We start from the raw sequence: 15,977 nt of genomic DNA on the forward strand, positions 1-15,977 counted from the left end.
CCTTTCACTTCCTGTCCGTCCGGGGCTTGAAAATGGTAACCTCTGCGGAACCATCCTCTTTTTGTTCCACTTCACAGGTGAAGCCGAGCCGGTCCAACTCTTCCAACAGATACACGGGAACCCGGTCGTTGTGAATGATCACTTGATCACCGGGTGCGGCTTTTTCCAATTGATTCAGGGTCCGGACCATCGGTTCCGGAGGTTGAAGTCCCCGGTTGTCCAAGCGGTAAACCTGAGGTTCAATGTTTTCCCCGGTTTGGGGCCGCGGTTCCGCCTTTTCCTCGATCGTTTTCCCGTTTTTCTTATAAAAAAGACAAGTCCAGTGATCCGGGGCCAGCTTGGTGGCATCACACCGAAAACCTTTCATTTTTAACATCCGGATTAATGGAACGGGTTTGAAGGTTGTATGCAAAAGCAACTGTTCTTCCTCTTTCAATGAGGCCACAGCGCCCATGATTTTTTGAAAAGGCTCAGTTTTTTTCCTTAAGTCCTCACGGACATCCAATTCCACGACGGGTTGATTCGGTTGTTTCATCAGTGAATCCCTCCTTTGGTTCCCACTATATAGAAGGACGGTCCGGGAGGTTGTGACCAAAATCACATCAAAATCCGGGTTTTGTTTTTCCGGGGAAAAGTGGGAAATATCACAGAAATTCCGGAAGAAGCGGACTAAAATAAATGCGGAATCCGATCAATAAAAGGAGGGTAAAGCATTGGAACATTCCTTTGCGGCAACCGTCGATGCAAGAGAATATGAACCGAAGGACAAGCACCGGATTATTTTTGAAACCTTTGACGGGTTACAGCCCGGACAAGCGATGTTGTTATACAACGACCACGATCCGAAACCACTCTATTATCAGTTTCAAATGGAAAGGCCGGAGACTTTCGGGTGGGAGTATTTGGAGGAAGGCCCGGAGGTCTGGCGTGTGGCGATCAGCAAAAAAGGTTGACATTTCATATTTCCATCCTTCTTGATGATGTGCCAAAGGGGATCACTGCTTGAAGCGTGATCCCCTTTCAAGCGGATGTCACCCCGCTTTTAAAAATAATCACGGCTCCGGTCGCATAAAGAACGAGGATCAGTGCCGTCAACAGCAGTTGAACCGGTACGAGGTTAAATCCGCTGATTTCCACCAAGTAATTAAAAAAATCATACAAGTCGGGCGTGATTTCGATGAAGGCAATGGTATACAAGGCCAGAGCGGCATTTTTGGCAAATTTCTTTTGCGCTTCCTCTTTGCGCTGTTCAGCCCGGCGCATTTCTTCATTGGAGAGAAGTTCAATCCATGAATCGAGTTTTTCGCTCAACGCTTCCAACAATTGATGGATACGGCTTGTCTCGCTTAATCCGTCGACCATGGGTTTAAACCGCTCGGGCAAACGGGATTCGTCCGTATATTGGATGATCAGAGGGATATCATCGATTTCCACTTTTAAATTGATGCATTGATCGATGGACAAATTCAGTTGTTTGAATTCATCTTTTTCAATAGGCAGCCATTGATCCAGGCAATACAAGTAGAACCAGTAATGTTGCAAATTCAATTCAATCAATTCATAAATCTCTTTGTCTGAATCATCAAATTCTCCAAAGATGATGACGGCGGCCCAACTCATAAAAATCATGAGCTGCTTCCGGTCATCGTAGTCCACGGGTGTCGAGTGGATGTTTTCCAGGTATTCCAACACTTTCTCTTTTTTTGCATTCATTTTTGAAAGTTCATTGGAATCATCATAACCGATTAAATCCGGTTTTAAAATGGCGGGAATCCCTTTTTGCAAAAAGCGGGGCAGACGGTCAAAGCGGGAGGTGTCCACATTGCCTTGAAGCGGGCTGAAAAAAACCATGGTCATGACGTAAGAAAGTCCGTTGTATTCCCAACCCGAGGAAGCGCTGGGTCGAAGCTCTTTCTTGTGTTTTCTTACCAACTCCCTCAACTCTTTGGTAATGACATAGATGACGGGAGAAATGTCATGGGTCCAATTGAGAATTTTTTGGTGGGATTTTTTCCTTTTTTCCAGATACCTCGCGGCAAAGGTCATGTTTCCGATGTAAATTTGCGGTTTGGAATAGTATTTAAACAGCCCGATTCCGGTTTGAAAAATATATAAAAATAATTGATCGGTGATTTTGGTGCAGATACATTTTTCATACAAAATCACTTTTTCCCTTTTCGTCAACGGGGATACTTGAAAATTTTTGGACAGATAAGCGCTGATTTCTTCGAATAATTCCGGGGAAAGCCGGGCGCCGAGATCAAACGGGATGTATCGGACCGGTTCTGACAAAATTTGATAGAAAGTCAAGTCCGCTCCCCCTTTCATTTAGTTATAAAAATAAACAAAAATTGCATAATATTACCTTTGTTTATTAATTATAAATAGAATTATATAAAAGATTCAACGGATGATTTTAAAATAAAACAACATGACACAGAAAAATCCCTGCTGCATGTAGAAACAGCAGGGAGACGGGGTGGTTATACATCTTTTGTTTTCTCAGCATAAGGAAGGCGTTTTCCCGTCAGGGACCATCCGGTTTTCAGCCCCAGGACAAACCAGCCGAGGACAAGTGCACCGATGGCAAAGAGGGTGTCTCCGATGGTCCGGAGCCAGACAAAGGTGTGAATGATCCCCTGCGACATGAATTGGGCGGAACGGGCGTACCAGGTTCCGTGTTCGACGCTGGCCCATGTTTGCATCAGGCCGATGGGGAGCAGGCTTAAAAGAACCATGAGCGCCAGTCCAATGTTGATGGTCCAAAACGAGAACGACAACGCTTTGGTCTTCCAAATCGATGGTTGGGTCAAACCGCGCAAACAGAAGAGCATCAATCCGATCACGAGCATGCCGTACACACCGAACAAAGCGGTATGCCCGTGTACGGAGGTGGTGTTCAAACCTTGCATGTAATAAAGGGCGATCGGGGGATTGATAAAAAACCCGAACAATCCGGCACCGGTCAGGTTCCAGAAAGCAACGGCAATGAAGTAGTATATGGGCCATCGATAGGCTTGCACCCAGGGGCGGACCCGGGTGAGGGTTAAATTTTGATACGCTTCAAACCCGATCAGCACGAGCGGAACGACCTCAAGGGCACTGAAGGTTGCACCCAACGCCAAAACCCCGATCGGCGTTCCGCTGAAATACAGGTGGTGGAATGTGCCGATAATCCCGCCGAACAAGAAAACAATGGTAGAAAATAAAACGGAAGCGGTTGCGGTGGCTGTTCTCAAAAGTCCCATGCGAGTGAACAGGAAGGCGATGACAACGGTCGCAAACACTTCAAAAAATCCTTCCACCCACAGATGGACCACCCACCAGCGCCAGTATTCGGCGATGGCCAAATGCGTGTGTTGACCCCACATCAGGGCGGGGATGTAAAACAAGGGAATGGCGGTGGATGCAATCATGAACAAAATGAGCAAATGTCTGTCGTTTTGTTTCTTTTTCAGTGCCGGCCAAATTGCCCGCAACATCAAAAACAACCAAAGGAAAAGTCCGATGGTCAAAAATAACTGCCAAAACCTTCCCAGATCGGTATACTCATATCCCTGATGACCGAACCAGAAGTTGGACTTCAGCCCGAACCGTTCTTGAACAGCATACCACTGTCCGGCCATTGAGCCGATGACAATGATCACTAAGCAGACAAATAAAATGTTGACTAACAGACGTTGGTGTTTCGGTTCACGGCCGGAGACCGCCGGGGCCACAAACAAGCCGGTGGCGATCCAAGCCGTGGCAATCCAGAAGATGGCCAGTTGGGTATGCCATGTGCGGGTGATGGAATAGGGAATCCATTCGGCAATGGGAATCCCGTAAAAACCGCTTCCTTCAATCTGGTAATGCGCGGTGACGGCTCCCAACGCCACTTGAATCACCCATAATATACCGACCACCCAGAAATATTTCAGCGTTGCTTTCATGGATGGAGTGGGAGACAAGGCAAGCAAAGGATCTTTCTCGGGAAAATGATCTTCCGATCCAATTTCATCGTGTTGTTGCGTGGCATAATACCAAGCCAGAGCGCCTACGCCGGCCAGCAACAGGACGAAGCTGATCACCGATCAGAGTACCATTTCCCCGGTGGGATGATTGCCGATGAGGGGTTCATGCGGCCAGTTATTGGTGTAAGTAATGTCACTTCCCGGACGGTTCGTCGCACATGCCCAGGTTGACCAGAATAAAAAGGCGTTTAAGGATTTCATCCGCCCGGGATTTTTGACGGTCCCTTCGGGAATGGCATATTTTTCGCGCAAATCATCCAGTTTCGGATCGCTGCCAAACAATGATGAATAGTGCCGGCTGATGTGGGAAACCGCCTCGGCGCGCAAAGGGGAAATGACGAGATTGCCGGTTTCCGGTTGATAGGTGTTGGTTCTGATTTCTTTTTTCAATCGGGCTTGAAGCATGGCTTTTTTCTCATCGTCCAGTTGCTGATACGGTTTTTTGAATTGATCCGCGGCATATCGGTTTAACATCCACACGGCTTCCCGGTGCAGCCAATCCGCATTCCAATCCGGGGCCACATAAGCGCCGTGTCCCCAGATGGTTCCCAATTCCTGGCCGCCGATGGATTGCCAAACGTTTTGCCCTTCTTTGATATCTTTTTCGGTGAATAAAACCTTGCCGGTTGTGGTCACGACCTTTTTGGGAACCGGGGGCATGGTTTGATAAATTCTTCCCCCGTAATATCCCAAAATGGCGAATGAAATCAGAATCACCAGTCCAAGACCGGTCCAAAGCCGGGAATATCGCATGTCAAAATCCTCCTGATCCGTTTTTAAGCTGGTACTATTTTTTGGAAACCAAGCATTTTTATTCAAAAACAAAAGAAGAAAAAGAACGGAAGGGAAGACAGAATCTGGACATTTTATGAAGAAAATCGGGAAACGCTTGGCAAAAAAATATATTGTGATATCATTAACAATGTGCAGAGGCAAACACTCTTTCGCTATGTTTTCATCAGGAAAATATTGGGATGGATGTTCAGGGAATATATAATCTGTTATTGCCGTTTTACTTATGTGAAAGAGTTGGTTTGGGTAAAAACTTAGTAAAGAGGTTTGCAGTATTGAACCATAAAGAGGTAGATAAATATGGGTCAAATGAATGATGTCTTTTTGAGAGCTTGTCGGAAAGAGGACACCCCTTATGTTCCTGTCTGGTATATGCGCCAAGCAGGAAGGTATCAGCCGGAGTACCGGGAAATCCGCCGGAAATATTCTTTTTTTGAGATGAGCGAAAATCCCGAGGTTTGTGCGAAAGTAACCTCGCTTCCGGTCGAACAGCTGGGCGTGGATGCCGCCATTTTGTTCGCGGATATTATGACGCCGCTGAAACATATCGGGGTGGAAGTTGCCATTCAACCGGGAACCGGTCCCGTGATTTCCAACCCGGTCCGGGGGGAAGAGGAGATCGGCCGTTTGGGAGAGCTGGATCCAAAGACGCATGTGCCTTACATTTTAGAAGCGGTTCAGATTTTAAATGAGCAGCTTTCCGTTCCTTTGATCGGTTTTGCCGGTGCGCCGTTTACGCTTGCCAGTTACATGGTGGAAGGCGGACCTTCCAAAAATTATCACAAAACGAAAGCATTGATGTATTCGGCACCTTCTGCTTGGGATCAGTTGATGGCGAAACTCGGCGACATGACCGTGAATTACCTGAAAGGACAAATTGAAGCAGGTGCCCATGCCGTACAAGTGTTTGACTCCTGGGTCGGTGCCTTGAACCAACAGGACTACCAAACCTATGTGGCTCCGGTCATGGAGCGGATCTTCCGCAAATTAAAGGAAGAAACTGATGTTCCCGTCATCTATTTCGGAGTCGGAGCCGGTCATCTCTTGGAGGCATGGAATCAACTGCCGGTGGATGTGATCGGTCTGGATTGGCGGACGCCGATCCGTTTTGCGAGGGAACAAGGGGTCGAAAAAGCTTTGCAAGGAAATCTTGACCCGTCGATTCTCATGGGCCCTTGGGAATTGATCGAAGAAAGGATCAAAGAAATTTTAGACCAGGGAATGAAACAGCCGGGCTATATTTTCAATTTGGGCCACGGTGTGTTTCCGGATGTTCGCGTGGAAACGCTTCAAAAATTGACTGAATTTGTCCATCAATATACAAGAAGGTGATGACCATCGCTAAAAAAACCGGTTTGCTCGTCATGGCGTACGGAACTCCGAGAAGTCCTGAGGAAATAGAACCTTATTACACCCACATCCGCCACGGCAGGAAGCCGCCGGCCGAACTGCTGGAAGACCTGAAACAACGTTATGAAATGATTGGCGGGGTGTCCCCGCTGGCACGCATTACGGAAGAACAAATGAAAGCTTTGGAAGAGGAGTTAAATTCCAGGTCTACGGACCGGACTTTTCAAGCGTACTTGGGATTAAAACACACGTACCCGTTCATTGAAGAGGCGGTCCGGAAAATGAAAGAGGATCAGATTGAGGAAGCGGTCAGCATTGTGTTGGCGCCACACTATTCCACCCTCAGCATTCAAACTTACAACGACCGCGCAAACCAGGAAGCCGAAAAACTGGGCGGCCCGAAGATCAAAACGGTGGACAGTTGGCATGACCATCCGGGATTTATCCGTTTATGGGCAAAACGGGTTCAAGAAACTTTGTCGTCCATCCCGGAAGAAGAGCGTGACCAAACGGTGGTGATTTTCACGGCGCACAGCCTGCCGGAGAAGATTCTTAAAACGGGGGATCCCTATCCGGAACAATTGGCGGAAACCGCCAAGCTGATTGCCGAAGAAGCGAAAATTCCACACTATGCGGTGGGCTGGCAAAGCGCGGGCCGGACGCCGGAGCCTTGGCTGGGACCGGATGTGCTGGATTTGACCCGGGAATTGTACGAACAAAAAGGATATCGTTCGTTTGTCTATTGCCCGGTCGGCTTTGTGGCGGATCATTTGGAAGTGCTTTATGACAACGATATTGAGTGCAAACAATTGACGGATGAGTTAAACGCCAACTATTACCGTCCGCCGATGCCCAATGTCGATCCGGAATTTATCCGTTGCCTTGCCGATGTGGTGGAGAAGCGCCTGACCACTTGAGGAGGAGATTTGTCATGAACGTGCAAACACCACATGTCGTCATAGCCGGAGCAGGGATGACCGGTTTGTCCGCGGCTTATTATTTACAAAAAACATTAAAAGAGAAGGGGCAAAAGTGGCAAATCACTTTGTTGGAAGCTTCCGGCCGTCTGGGCGGAAAAGTGAAAACGTTGGTCCGGGACGGCTTTGTCATGGAGCAGGGGCCCGACTCCTTTTTGGAGCGAAAGAAAAGCGCGTTCGAATTGGTCAAAGATTTGGGGCTCGAAGATCAATTGGTCCGGAATCAAACCGGACAAGCATATATCTTGCACAAGGATGAGTTGTTGCCGATTCCGGAAGGGGCAGTGATGGGAGTCCCGACCCGGATCATGCCGTTTGCCCTCACTCCTTTGGTGTCCCCGGCCGGCAAAGTCCGTGCCGCGGCCGACCTGGTTCTTCCCCGTTCCAATGTGGCGGAAGGAGCTGACCGGTCCGTGGGGTCGTTTTTCCGCCACCGCCTGGGAAGCGAAGTGGTGGACCGGATCATCGAACCTCTGCTATCGGGGATTTATGCAGGCGACATTGACCAGATGAGCTTGATGTCCACCTTCCCGCAATATGCTGAGATGGAGAAAAAATACCGCAGCATGATCCTGGGAATGAAATCGATGCGTCCGCCGAAAGCCAAATCCGACAAACCCAAAGGCGCGTTTCTCACGTTGAAAAACGGGCTTCAATCCATGGTCGAAGAATTGGAAGCACAATTGCAGGAAGTCCGGGTGATCAAAGGAGAACAATTGAAGCGGGTGGAAAAACAGGAGCAAAAGTACCGGTTGTATTTGGAGCAAGGAGAGCCCTTGGAAGCGGATGCGGTGATTTTGGCATTGCCGCATGAAGTGAACCGGGAAATGTTGGGGCAAGCTGATTTTTTGAAGCCGCTGAATGACCGGCCCACTTCAGTGGCGACGGTGCTGCTGGCTTTTTCGGAGGAAGAAGCCCCCAAAACCAAAGAAGGAACCGGCTTTTTGATTCCGCGTGTCGAGCCTTACACCATCACCGCCTGCACGTGGACGCACAAAAAGTGGCCGCACACCACCCCGCCGGGCAAAGCGTTGCTTCGTTGTTATGTGGGGCGTGCCGGCGATGAAGAGATCGTGTACAAGTCGGATGAGGAAATTGTTGAGGTGGTTCTCTCCGATCTGAAACGGATCACCGCCTTTCACGGAGAGCCCGAGTTCACTCATGTGACACGTTGGAAGAAGGCCATGCCGCAATTTGTCGTCGGTTTTCCGGATTGGTTGAAGCAATTAAAGGAACAGATGTCCATCCATTATCCGGGCATTTTCATGGCAGGATCCAGTTATGGTGCATCCGGGATTCCCGATTGCATCAGCCACGGAAAAAAAGCCGTCCGAGATGTGATAGAATATTTATCAGCTTGATCAGATGAGGAGTGAAAAAAGATGGCGCAAGCAGTGGAAACGTATGAAGGCTGGTATGCTTTTCATGATTTTCGCTCAATCGACTGGAATCAATGGAGATCACTCAGTGCCGGCGAAAGAGAAGAAGCGGTGCGCGAGCTGAAGGAAATCCTGAAGCAATATGAATCCGTTGAAGAAAATAAACAAGGAAGCTTTGCCTTATTTGCCATTTCCGGTACCAAAGCGGATTTGTTGTTTGTTCATTTCCGTCCCACGTTGGAAGAATTGACCGAAGTCAAAAATCAATTTAACAAAACGCGTTTTGCGGGAGTCACCACCACCCCTTATTCTTATATTTCCGTTGTGGAACTCGGCGCTTACACCATTCCGCCCCATGTCGATCCGGAAACGGATCCGTCGGTGCAAAGACGCTTAAAACCGATGATGCCCAAATCCGGTTATGTCTGCTTCTATCCGATGAACAAAAAAAGAGACGGGGAAGACAACTGGTACATGCTCTCCATGGAAGACCGGAGAGAAATGATGAAAAGCCACGGCATGATCGGCCGTTCTTATGCCGGGAAAGTGCGGCAAATCATTACCGGTTCGGTCGGTTTCGATGATTGGGAATGGGGTGTCACCTTATTCGGCGAAGACCCGTTGCAATTCAAAAAGCTTGTCTACGAAATGCGTTTTGACGAAGCGAGCGCACGTTTCGGTGAATTTGGCCCGTTTTACGTGGGAAATTACTTGACACAGGAAGATTTGAACGCTTTGCTGTTGGAAGGTTTAAACGGATAAACCCGACCCGCTTGATCTTGTTATAAGGATGATGGACAAAGAGGTCCGTCATCCTTTTTTTGATGATGAAATGACTTCGGCCGCAATGGGTGGTTATGATAGAATAAAAAAGAATTTCTCTAAAAGGTGGTACGGATGAAGAAAGCAGACAAGTCCGCCTCCTGAATTTACACCCGATAAAAATTCAGGAGGCGGATTCAATGAACTTTCATAAAGTGAATTGGAATGAATGGGAAAGAAAAGAAACATTTCATCATTTTTTGAACCAACAAACGACATTCAGCATGACCACGGAAATAGATATCACTGCTTTGTATGCAAGGATCAAACAAAAGGGATTTAAATTTTACCCTGTGTTTCTTTACGTGGTGACCCGCGTGGTCAATTCACATCCTGCTTTCCGAATGGGTTACAACCATAAGCGGGAATTTGGCTGTTGGGATCAATTACATCCGCTGTACACGATTTTCGACCGGGAGTCGGAAATGTTTTCGGGCATTTGGACAATGGCAGAAGGAGATTTCAAAGCATTTTACCGTTTATACCTGACTGATGTGGAGCGATATGGCGGTTCGGGAAAATTGTTTCCCAAAACACCGATCCCGGAAAACGCTTTTTCTGTTTCGATGATTCCATGGACTTCCTTTACAGGGTTTAACTTGAATATCCATAATCAGCGGGATTATCTTCTGCCGATTGTCACGGCGGGAAAATGGATTCGTCACGGCCGTTCCATCCGCTTGCCGGTGGCATTGCAAGTTCATCATGCGGTATGTGATGGATATCATGCGGGGATGTTTATGAACGCCGTTCAGGAATGGGCGGATCATCCGGAGGAATGGCTTTGATCTTTTCCAAAAAAGGCCGGCTGTACTTTTCACAGCCGGTTTTTTTCGTCCTGAATTCCGGGCACACAGAAGAGTTTTACAGAGGGGGATTTTCCACGCCCAAACGGATCCAATCTTCTTTGGGCGGACCATAGACGCCAAAAGGTTTTAATCCGGCTTGCCGGATCAGAACCGTCAATTGGCCGCGATGATGGATTGTGTGTTTGATGAGTCCCATTAAAATTTGGGCATTGGTCTCTTCTCTTCCGAAAGCGGTTTGCACTTCTTTTAATGTCTCGTCATTCCACTGCTGCAAAATGGCTCTGGCGGCATTGGCGCTTACGTTTTTAAAGGTTTCGGCGATTTTTTTGGCTGATGCCGGAACTTGATCGGCATTTTCCACCGGATCGATTTTCAAGCCGAATTCAGCCAAATATTCCGGGATGCAGGTGGTTAAATGCCACGCGATTCTCCCCAGTGTGCGACCTCCGGGATAAACTTGTTGTTTTAAGGAGGCATCAGTCAGCCCATCCAACACGTTTTGTGTCAAGACGGCTTCTCTGTTCCATTCTTTGATGAAGTCTGAAACGGTTACGTACATCCAATCATTCCTCCATTGTTGATTGACTGCTGTTATTATTTATCTGCCAACCATGATATATTATGATGGTGACAACCCTTGTCACCGTTCCACAGAATTTGGAGGTTTTCATGTCCAAGGCGAGAAGATTGAATGAAATGATCATGATGGTGAACCGGAAAAAAAGATTTACCGTCCGGGAACTGGCACAGGAATTCGGGGTTTCCAAACGGACCATTTTGCGGGATTTGCAAGAGTTGAGTGCGATGGGGGTGCCGTTGTACTCCGAGACCGGGCCGAACGGAGGGTATCGGGTCTTAAAGGAGAGAGTGCTTCCTCCCATTGCTTTTACCGGGGAAGAAGTGATGGCCGTCTTTTTTGCCATTCACGCATTGAGGCATTATCTCTCACTTCCTTTTGATGTGGAGTATGAATCCGTCATCAAGAAGTTTTATTTAAATCTCTCCGGAGACCTGCGGGACACCATTGACAATCTGAAAGACCGGATGGACTTTGTCACTGTCCATCAACAAGAAGAGATCCCTTTTTTGAAACCACTGCTGAAAGCCGCGGTTCAACAGGAAGTGTTAAACATCCGGTATCAAACGGGTGAAAAAAACAGCTGTCGGAAAATTCAACCGATCGGGGTTTATGCAAGAGACGGAAAATGGTATTGCCCGGCTTATTGCTTTTTGAGAAAAGATTACCGGGTTTTCCGGTGTGACCGGAATCAATCGGTGGAACATGACGAAAACACAAAGCCGGTCGATTTATCGGGTGTCCGTTTGAAAAATCGTTTTTCGCTGATGAACCGGAAGCGGGAAATGATGGAAATGGTTGTGGAGCTCACCCAAGACGGAACAGAAAAATTTCAACCGGTTCAGTGGCCGGATCTGTCGTTGGAAAAACGGGAAGATGGCTCAGGTTTGATCACCGGAAGAATAGCCAAAGACGATCTCCCTTTTTTCGCAGACTATTTTCTTAAATACGGCGAGCATGCTTTGGTCAAGAAGCCGCTTGCCTTAAAAAAGCTTCTGAAAGAAAGATTGGCAAAAGCCCTTGAACAATACCGCCCGCTTTAGGTTCTTGCGGGCGTTGACGCCTGAGAGGACGGATGCAGCGAAGGGCACGTTGTGTGGAAAGAAGGGGTGCTTGCTCTCACATTGACTCCTTAAAATAAGCGGATGTATAATAAAATTCAATGTGATTCTTATCGGATGGAGGGTACACAGGTGTTGACGACAATTAAAGAAATAGCCGGCCATGTGGGAAAAGAAGTCAAATTGGGCGGATGGCTTTACAATAAACGTTCGAGCGGAAAAATCCAATTTTTGCAGCTTCGGGACGGAACCGGATTCATTCAGGGGGTTCTGGTCAAAAGTCAAGTGGCTCCGGAAGTGTGGGACGCTGCCAAACAATTGACACAAGAAAGCTCATTGTACATATGGGGAACCGTACGGGAAGATGAACGGGCACCCGGCGGTTTTGAGTTGGATGTGACCAACCTCGAAGTGATTCAGGTGGCGGAAGAATATCCGATTGCGAAAAAGGAACACGGGGTGGATTTTTTGTTGGACCATCGCCATTTATGGATCCGTTCCCCCCGGCAACGTGCCATTTTGACCATTCGGGCCGAAATCATCAAAGCCTTGCAACAATACTTGAATGATGAAGGCTTTACATTGGTGGATCCACCGGTTTTGACGCCGTCTTCCTGCGAAGGAACCACCAACCTGTTTCACACCAAGTATTTCGATGAAGACGCCTACTTGACGCAAAGCGGCCAGTTGTACATGGAAGCCGCCGCGATGACGTTGCGAAAAGTTTATTCATTCGGCCCGACGTTCCGTGCGGAAAAATCCAAAACCAGACGCCATCTGATTGAATTTTGGATGATCGAGCCGGAAATGGCCTTTGTGGAACATGAAGAAAGCCTGAAAATCCAAGAGAATATGGTTGCCCATGTTGTCCGGCATGTGTTGGACAACTGCGAAGCGGAATTAAAAACATTGGGCCGGGATATCAGCCGCCTGGAAAAAGTAACGGCTCCGTTCCCGCGCATCACTTATGATGAAGCCGTGGAACTTCTTCACAAAGAAGGATTTTCCGATTTTGAATGGGGGGAAGACTTCGGGGCGCCCCATGAAACCAAAATCGCCGAAAGCTTTGAGAAACCGGTCTTTATCACACATTATCCGACAGAGATCAAGGCTTTCTATATGAAGCCCGATCCGAACCGGCCGGAAGTGGTTTTGTGTGCGGATTTGATTGCTCCCGAAGGCTATGGGGAAATCATTGGCGGAAGCCAGCGGATTGATGATCCGGAACTGATGCGCCAACGCTACGAAGAACATAATTTGCCGAAAGAAGCTTATCAGTGGTATATGGATTTGAGAAAATACGGTAGCGTCCCCCATTCCGGATTCGGCTTGGGATTGGAAAGAACGGTGGCCTGGATTTGCGGATTGGATCATGTCCGGGAAACCATCCCGTTCCCGCGGATGCTCAATCGGTTATATCCATAGAAAAGGATAAAGCATCGGTTTTTTCTGACCGGTGCTTTTATCCATTTTTCAAGTCTGTTTCACCAAAGTGGATCATGGTATAGTGGAGGATAAGAGAGGTGTGAAAGAGCATGGACCGGAAGGAAACGGTGCAAGCGGCAATGGTTCATCTCCTGAAACAAGGATTCGTGTCTTTGCCCGTTCTTTTGTTTACGGAGTATAAACGGCTCGGATTGACGGAAACCGAAGCCATGTTGCTGATTCATCTTTATATTTTTCAAGAAAAAGAAAACAAGACGTTCCCGACCGTGGCAGAATTGGAAGAGCGCATGAGCCTCAGCCAACATCAAATCGTGGACTTGATTCAGCGCCTGTTACATGGCGGATTTATAAGGATTGAAGAAGGTCACGAACACGGGATCCGGAGTGAAAGTTACGAGTTGACCCCGCTTTTTCAACAATTGGTCTCATCGTATCTGGATCATAAACAGAAGAAACCGGAATCGGACGGTGAAACATATCAGCAAATATTCCGCGTGTTTGAACTGGAATTCGGACGGGCCCTGTCTCCGATGGAATGCCAGATGTTGTCCCAATGGATTGATGAGGACGGCTATTCAAAGGAGATCATCGAAGCCGCTCTCCGGGAAGCCGTTTTTTGCGGGAAAGTGAATTTTCGTTATATTGACCGGATTTTGCTGGAATGGCATAAAAACAATGTGCGCACGGCGGATGAGGCGGCCGAGTATTCTCGCAAATTCAGGCAAAAAGGAAGCTTATACCAGACCAATGTGAAGGAAAAACCGGTTCTGAGCGAAAATGGTTTTTCTTTTTACAACTGGGTGAATCAAGAGTAGCGGAAGAAACCTTCTTCCGTTCTTTTTTTGCCCGGATGGCGAAATGGAATTTTATATGTAATTAATTTATATTGAAATAATATTTCACATCAGATATAATGAAAGCGCATTCAAGGAAGTCTTGATTTGGAGGGTATAACATGGAAGAAGAGCTGAGTCGTCTGACGACCGAGTCCCGAAATGAACGAAGCAAACAGATTGACAAAATGGATACGATAGAGATTTTAAGACTGATCAATGCTGAAGATCAAAAAGTTGCTCAAGCCGTCAAGGAGGTGATTCCGGACATTCAGGTGGCGGTGGAGTATGTTTGCAATTCTTTTTCCCGCGGAGGGCGTCTGATTTACATGGGAGCCGGAACCAGCGGACGGTTGGGGGTTCTCGATGCCGTTGAGTGCCCGCCCACCTTCAGCACGTCTCCGGAACAGGTTGTCGGTTTGATGGCGGGGGGCGAAAAAGCCTTTGTGAAAGCCGTTGAAGGGGCGGAAGATAACGAAAAACTGGGGGAAGAAGATTTAAAGGCGATTGGCTTGACGGAAAAGGACACAGTCATCGGCATCGCCGCCAGCGGAAGAACCCCGTATGTGATTGGAGCGCTCCGGTATGCGCGAAGCATCGGAGCCCACACGGTGGCCCTTTCCAGCAATTCCGGTGCACGTATCAGCCAGGTAGCTGGTCATGCCATTGAAGTCATTGTGGGTCCCGAGGTGTTGACGGGTTCGACCCGGATGAAAGCAGGAACGGCCCACAAAATGATTTTAAACATGATTTCCACCACTGCGATGATACGCATGGGAAAAGTGTACGAAAATCTGATGGTGGATGTCAAAATCAGCAATTACAAATTGCAGAAACGGGCCGTCAACATCATCCGCACCATTACCGGCTTGTCTGACCGGGAAGCGGAAGACTTGCTCCGGCGTGCCCAAAATGAAGTGAAAACGGCCATTGTGATGGATTTGTCTGAAACCGGCTACGAAGAAGCCAAAAGATTGCTTGAAAAGTCCAGAGGGCATGTCCGCAAAGCGATTGCGCTCGGGATTCGGTCCCGTTAACAGGAGGGGAGGAGGGTGTCTGCAGGAGGACTTCATCGTTTGCGTTTGATGTTGGATCAATTGACGGTTGCCGAGCGGAAAATCGCCGAATATATTTTGGCTCATCCACAGGAAGCGGTTCACGAGACAGCGGCCGGATTGGGGAAACGGACGGGCACAAGCGGAGCGACGGTGGTCCGTTTATGCAAGTCCCTGCAATTAAACGGATTTCAAGATTTAAAAATGCGAATCGCCGGCGATCTGGCCAAGCCCGAAGAGAGCGGCTACCGGGATATCAGGCCCGAAGAGCCGGCCGGGTTGATTTTGCAAAAGATGACCAGTAACAGTGTGCAAAGTTTGCGCGACACGGCCGAGGTTCTTGACTTGAAAGAGTTGGAAAGAGCGGTGGATGCTTTATTAAAGGCAAACCAAGTCCACTTTTTCGGAGTGGGGGCTTCCCACATCATCGCTTTGGATGCCAGGCAAAAGTGGCTTCGAATCAACAAAGGGGTGACTGCTTTCTCCGACTTGCATCTGGTTGCCACCCAAATTGCCAATGCCCGGCCCGAGGATGTGGTGTTTGCCATTTCATATTCGGGGGAGACCCCGGAAGTTGTGAGGATTTTGCGCTTGGCCAAAGAGTATGGAGTCAAAACCATCAGCTTGACCAAATATGGTTCGTCCACTGTGGCCGATCTTTCAGAAATCCGCTTGCATATCGCTCCTTCCGGTGAAGCCGTTTTTCGCAGCGGGGCGACTTCCTCCCGGATTGCGCAACTTCATGTGATTGATATTTTGTTTTTGGCGATGGCCGGAAAAGAGTATGATCAAACGGTTCGTTTGTTGGATAAAACCCGGAAAGCCACCCGGCGGCTGAAGGAAATTTAACCCAGGAAGGAGAA

At 48.1% G+C, this 15,977-nt stretch carries 15 protein-coding genes and 1 pseudogene; 11 read left to right on the top strand and 5 right to left on the bottom strand.

Translation table 11 applies throughout. The features are described from left to right. Positions 1-4 precede the first annotated feature (4 nt). Positions 5-535: a DUF2249 domain-containing protein gene (locus NYE37_RS07445; RefSeq protein WP_049720172.1), complete on the bottom strand. Its 531-nt coding sequence runs from the start codon at positions 533-535 to the stop codon at positions 5-7. A 178-nt stretch (positions 536-713) separates the two neighbouring features. On the opposite strand from NYE37_RS07445, the gene NYE37_RS07450 reads away from it, so the two are divergent. Next, on the top strand, positions 714-953 hold the full coding sequence (locus NYE37_RS07450; protein ID WP_037996800.1) for a DUF2249 domain-containing protein: 240 nt from the start codon (positions 714-716) through the stop codon (positions 951-953). A 67-nt stretch (positions 954-1,020) separates the two neighbouring features. Here the strand turns inward: NYE37_RS07450 and NYE37_RS07455 are convergent, their stop codons facing one another. From NYE37_RS07455 to NYE37_RS07465, 3 genes are all read right to left on the bottom strand, one after another. Continuing rightward, complete coding sequence (locus NYE37_RS07455; protein ID WP_049720171.1) at positions 1,021-2,310, bottom strand: hypothetical protein; 1,290 nt, start codon at positions 2,308-2,310, stop codon at positions 1,021-1,023. 173 nt (positions 2,311-2,483) lie between these two features. After that, complete coding sequence (locus NYE37_RS07460) at positions 2,484-4,070, bottom strand: cbb3-type cytochrome c oxidase subunit I (protein WP_340711892.1); 1,587 nt, start codon at positions 4,068-4,070, stop codon at positions 2,484-2,486. Positions 4,071-4,073: 3 nt separating this feature from the next. Then, entirely contained in the window at positions 4,074-4,766 is a 693-nt protein-coding gene (locus NYE37_RS07465) for a hypothetical protein (protein WP_232335025.1), read from the bottom strand. 339 nt (positions 4,767-5,105) lie between these two features. Between NYE37_RS07465 and hemE the strand changes: the two genes are divergently transcribed. From hemE to catA, 5 genes and pseudogenes are all read left to right on the top strand, one after another. Beyond that, positions 5,106-6,137 (top strand): uroporphyrinogen decarboxylase, encoded by a 1,032-nt coding sequence (gene hemE, locus NYE37_RS07470; protein WP_198050700.1) that lies wholly within the window; start codon positions 5,106-5,108, stop codon positions 6,135-6,137. Further along, a complete protein-coding gene (gene hemH, locus NYE37_RS07475) occupies positions 6,137-7,072 on the top strand; it encodes a ferrochelatase (protein WP_037996081.1) in 936 nt (311 codons plus the stop codon). Before hemE ends, hemH begins: the two co-directional genes overlap by 1 nt. A 14-nt stretch (positions 7,073-7,086) precedes the next feature. Continuing rightward, complete coding sequence (gene hemY / locus NYE37_RS07480; protein ID WP_062843336.1) at positions 7,087-8,493, top strand: protoporphyrinogen oxidase; 1,407 nt, start codon at positions 7,087-7,089, stop codon at positions 8,491-8,493. A gap of 21 nt (positions 8,494-8,514) precedes the next feature. Continuing rightward, positions 8,515-9,273, top strand: a complete 759-nt coding sequence (gene hemQ / locus NYE37_RS07485; protein WP_037996078.1) for a hydrogen peroxide-dependent heme synthase — start codon at positions 8,515-8,517, stop codon at positions 9,271-9,273. Between the two features lie 200 nt (positions 9,274-9,473). After that, positions 9,474-10,164 (top strand): annotated as a pseudogene (catA, locus tag NYE37_RS07490) (type A chloramphenicol O-acetyltransferase); the annotation flags it as partial. A gap of 33 nt (positions 10,165-10,197) precedes the next feature. Here the strand turns inward: catA and NYE37_RS07495 are convergent. After that, positions 10,198-10,701 carry a DinB family protein gene (locus tag NYE37_RS07495; RefSeq protein WP_340711893.1) on the bottom strand — a complete coding sequence of 168 codons (504 nt, stop codon included), beginning with the start codon at positions 10,699-10,701 and terminating at the stop codon, positions 10,198-10,200. A gap of 110 nt (positions 10,702-10,811) precedes the next feature. On the opposite strand from NYE37_RS07495, the gene NYE37_RS07500 reads away from it, so the two are divergent. From NYE37_RS07500 to NYE37_RS07520, 5 genes are all read left to right on the top strand, one after another. Next, the gene (locus NYE37_RS07500; protein WP_037996070.1) at positions 10,812-11,762 is read left to right on the top strand and encodes a helix-turn-helix transcriptional regulator; all 951 of its coding nucleotides are present in this window, start codon (positions 10,812-10,814) and stop codon (positions 11,760-11,762) included. Positions 11,763-11,897: 135 nt separating this feature from the next. After that, positions 11,898-13,205: an asparagine--tRNA ligase gene (gene asnS / locus NYE37_RS07505; RefSeq protein WP_037996111.1), complete on the top strand. Its 1,308-nt coding sequence runs from the start codon at positions 11,898-11,900 to the stop codon at positions 13,203-13,205. 110 nt (positions 13,206-13,315) lie between these two features. After that, entirely contained in the window at positions 13,316-14,041 is a 726-nt protein-coding gene (locus NYE37_RS07510; RefSeq protein WP_037996068.1) for a DnaD domain-containing protein, read from the top strand. Positions 14,042-14,181: 140 nt separating this feature from the next. Next, on the top strand, positions 14,182-15,096 hold the full coding sequence (gene murQ / locus NYE37_RS07515; RefSeq protein WP_037996066.1) for an N-acetylmuramic acid 6-phosphate etherase: 915 nt from the start codon (positions 14,182-14,184) through the stop codon (positions 15,094-15,096). 15 nt (positions 15,097-15,111) lie between these two features. After that, positions 15,112-15,963, top strand: coding sequence for a MurR/RpiR family transcriptional regulator (locus NYE37_RS07520; RefSeq protein ID WP_049720165.1), 852 nt, complete (start codon positions 15,112-15,114; stop codon positions 15,961-15,963). Positions 15,964-15,977 lie beyond the last annotated feature (14 nt).

The sequence above is a fragment of the Thermoactinomyces sp. FSL K6-2592 genome (assembly GCF_038006465.1).
Lineage (GTDB): Bacteria > Bacillota > Bacilli > Thermoactinomycetales > Thermoactinomycetaceae > Thermoactinomyces > Thermoactinomyces vulgaris.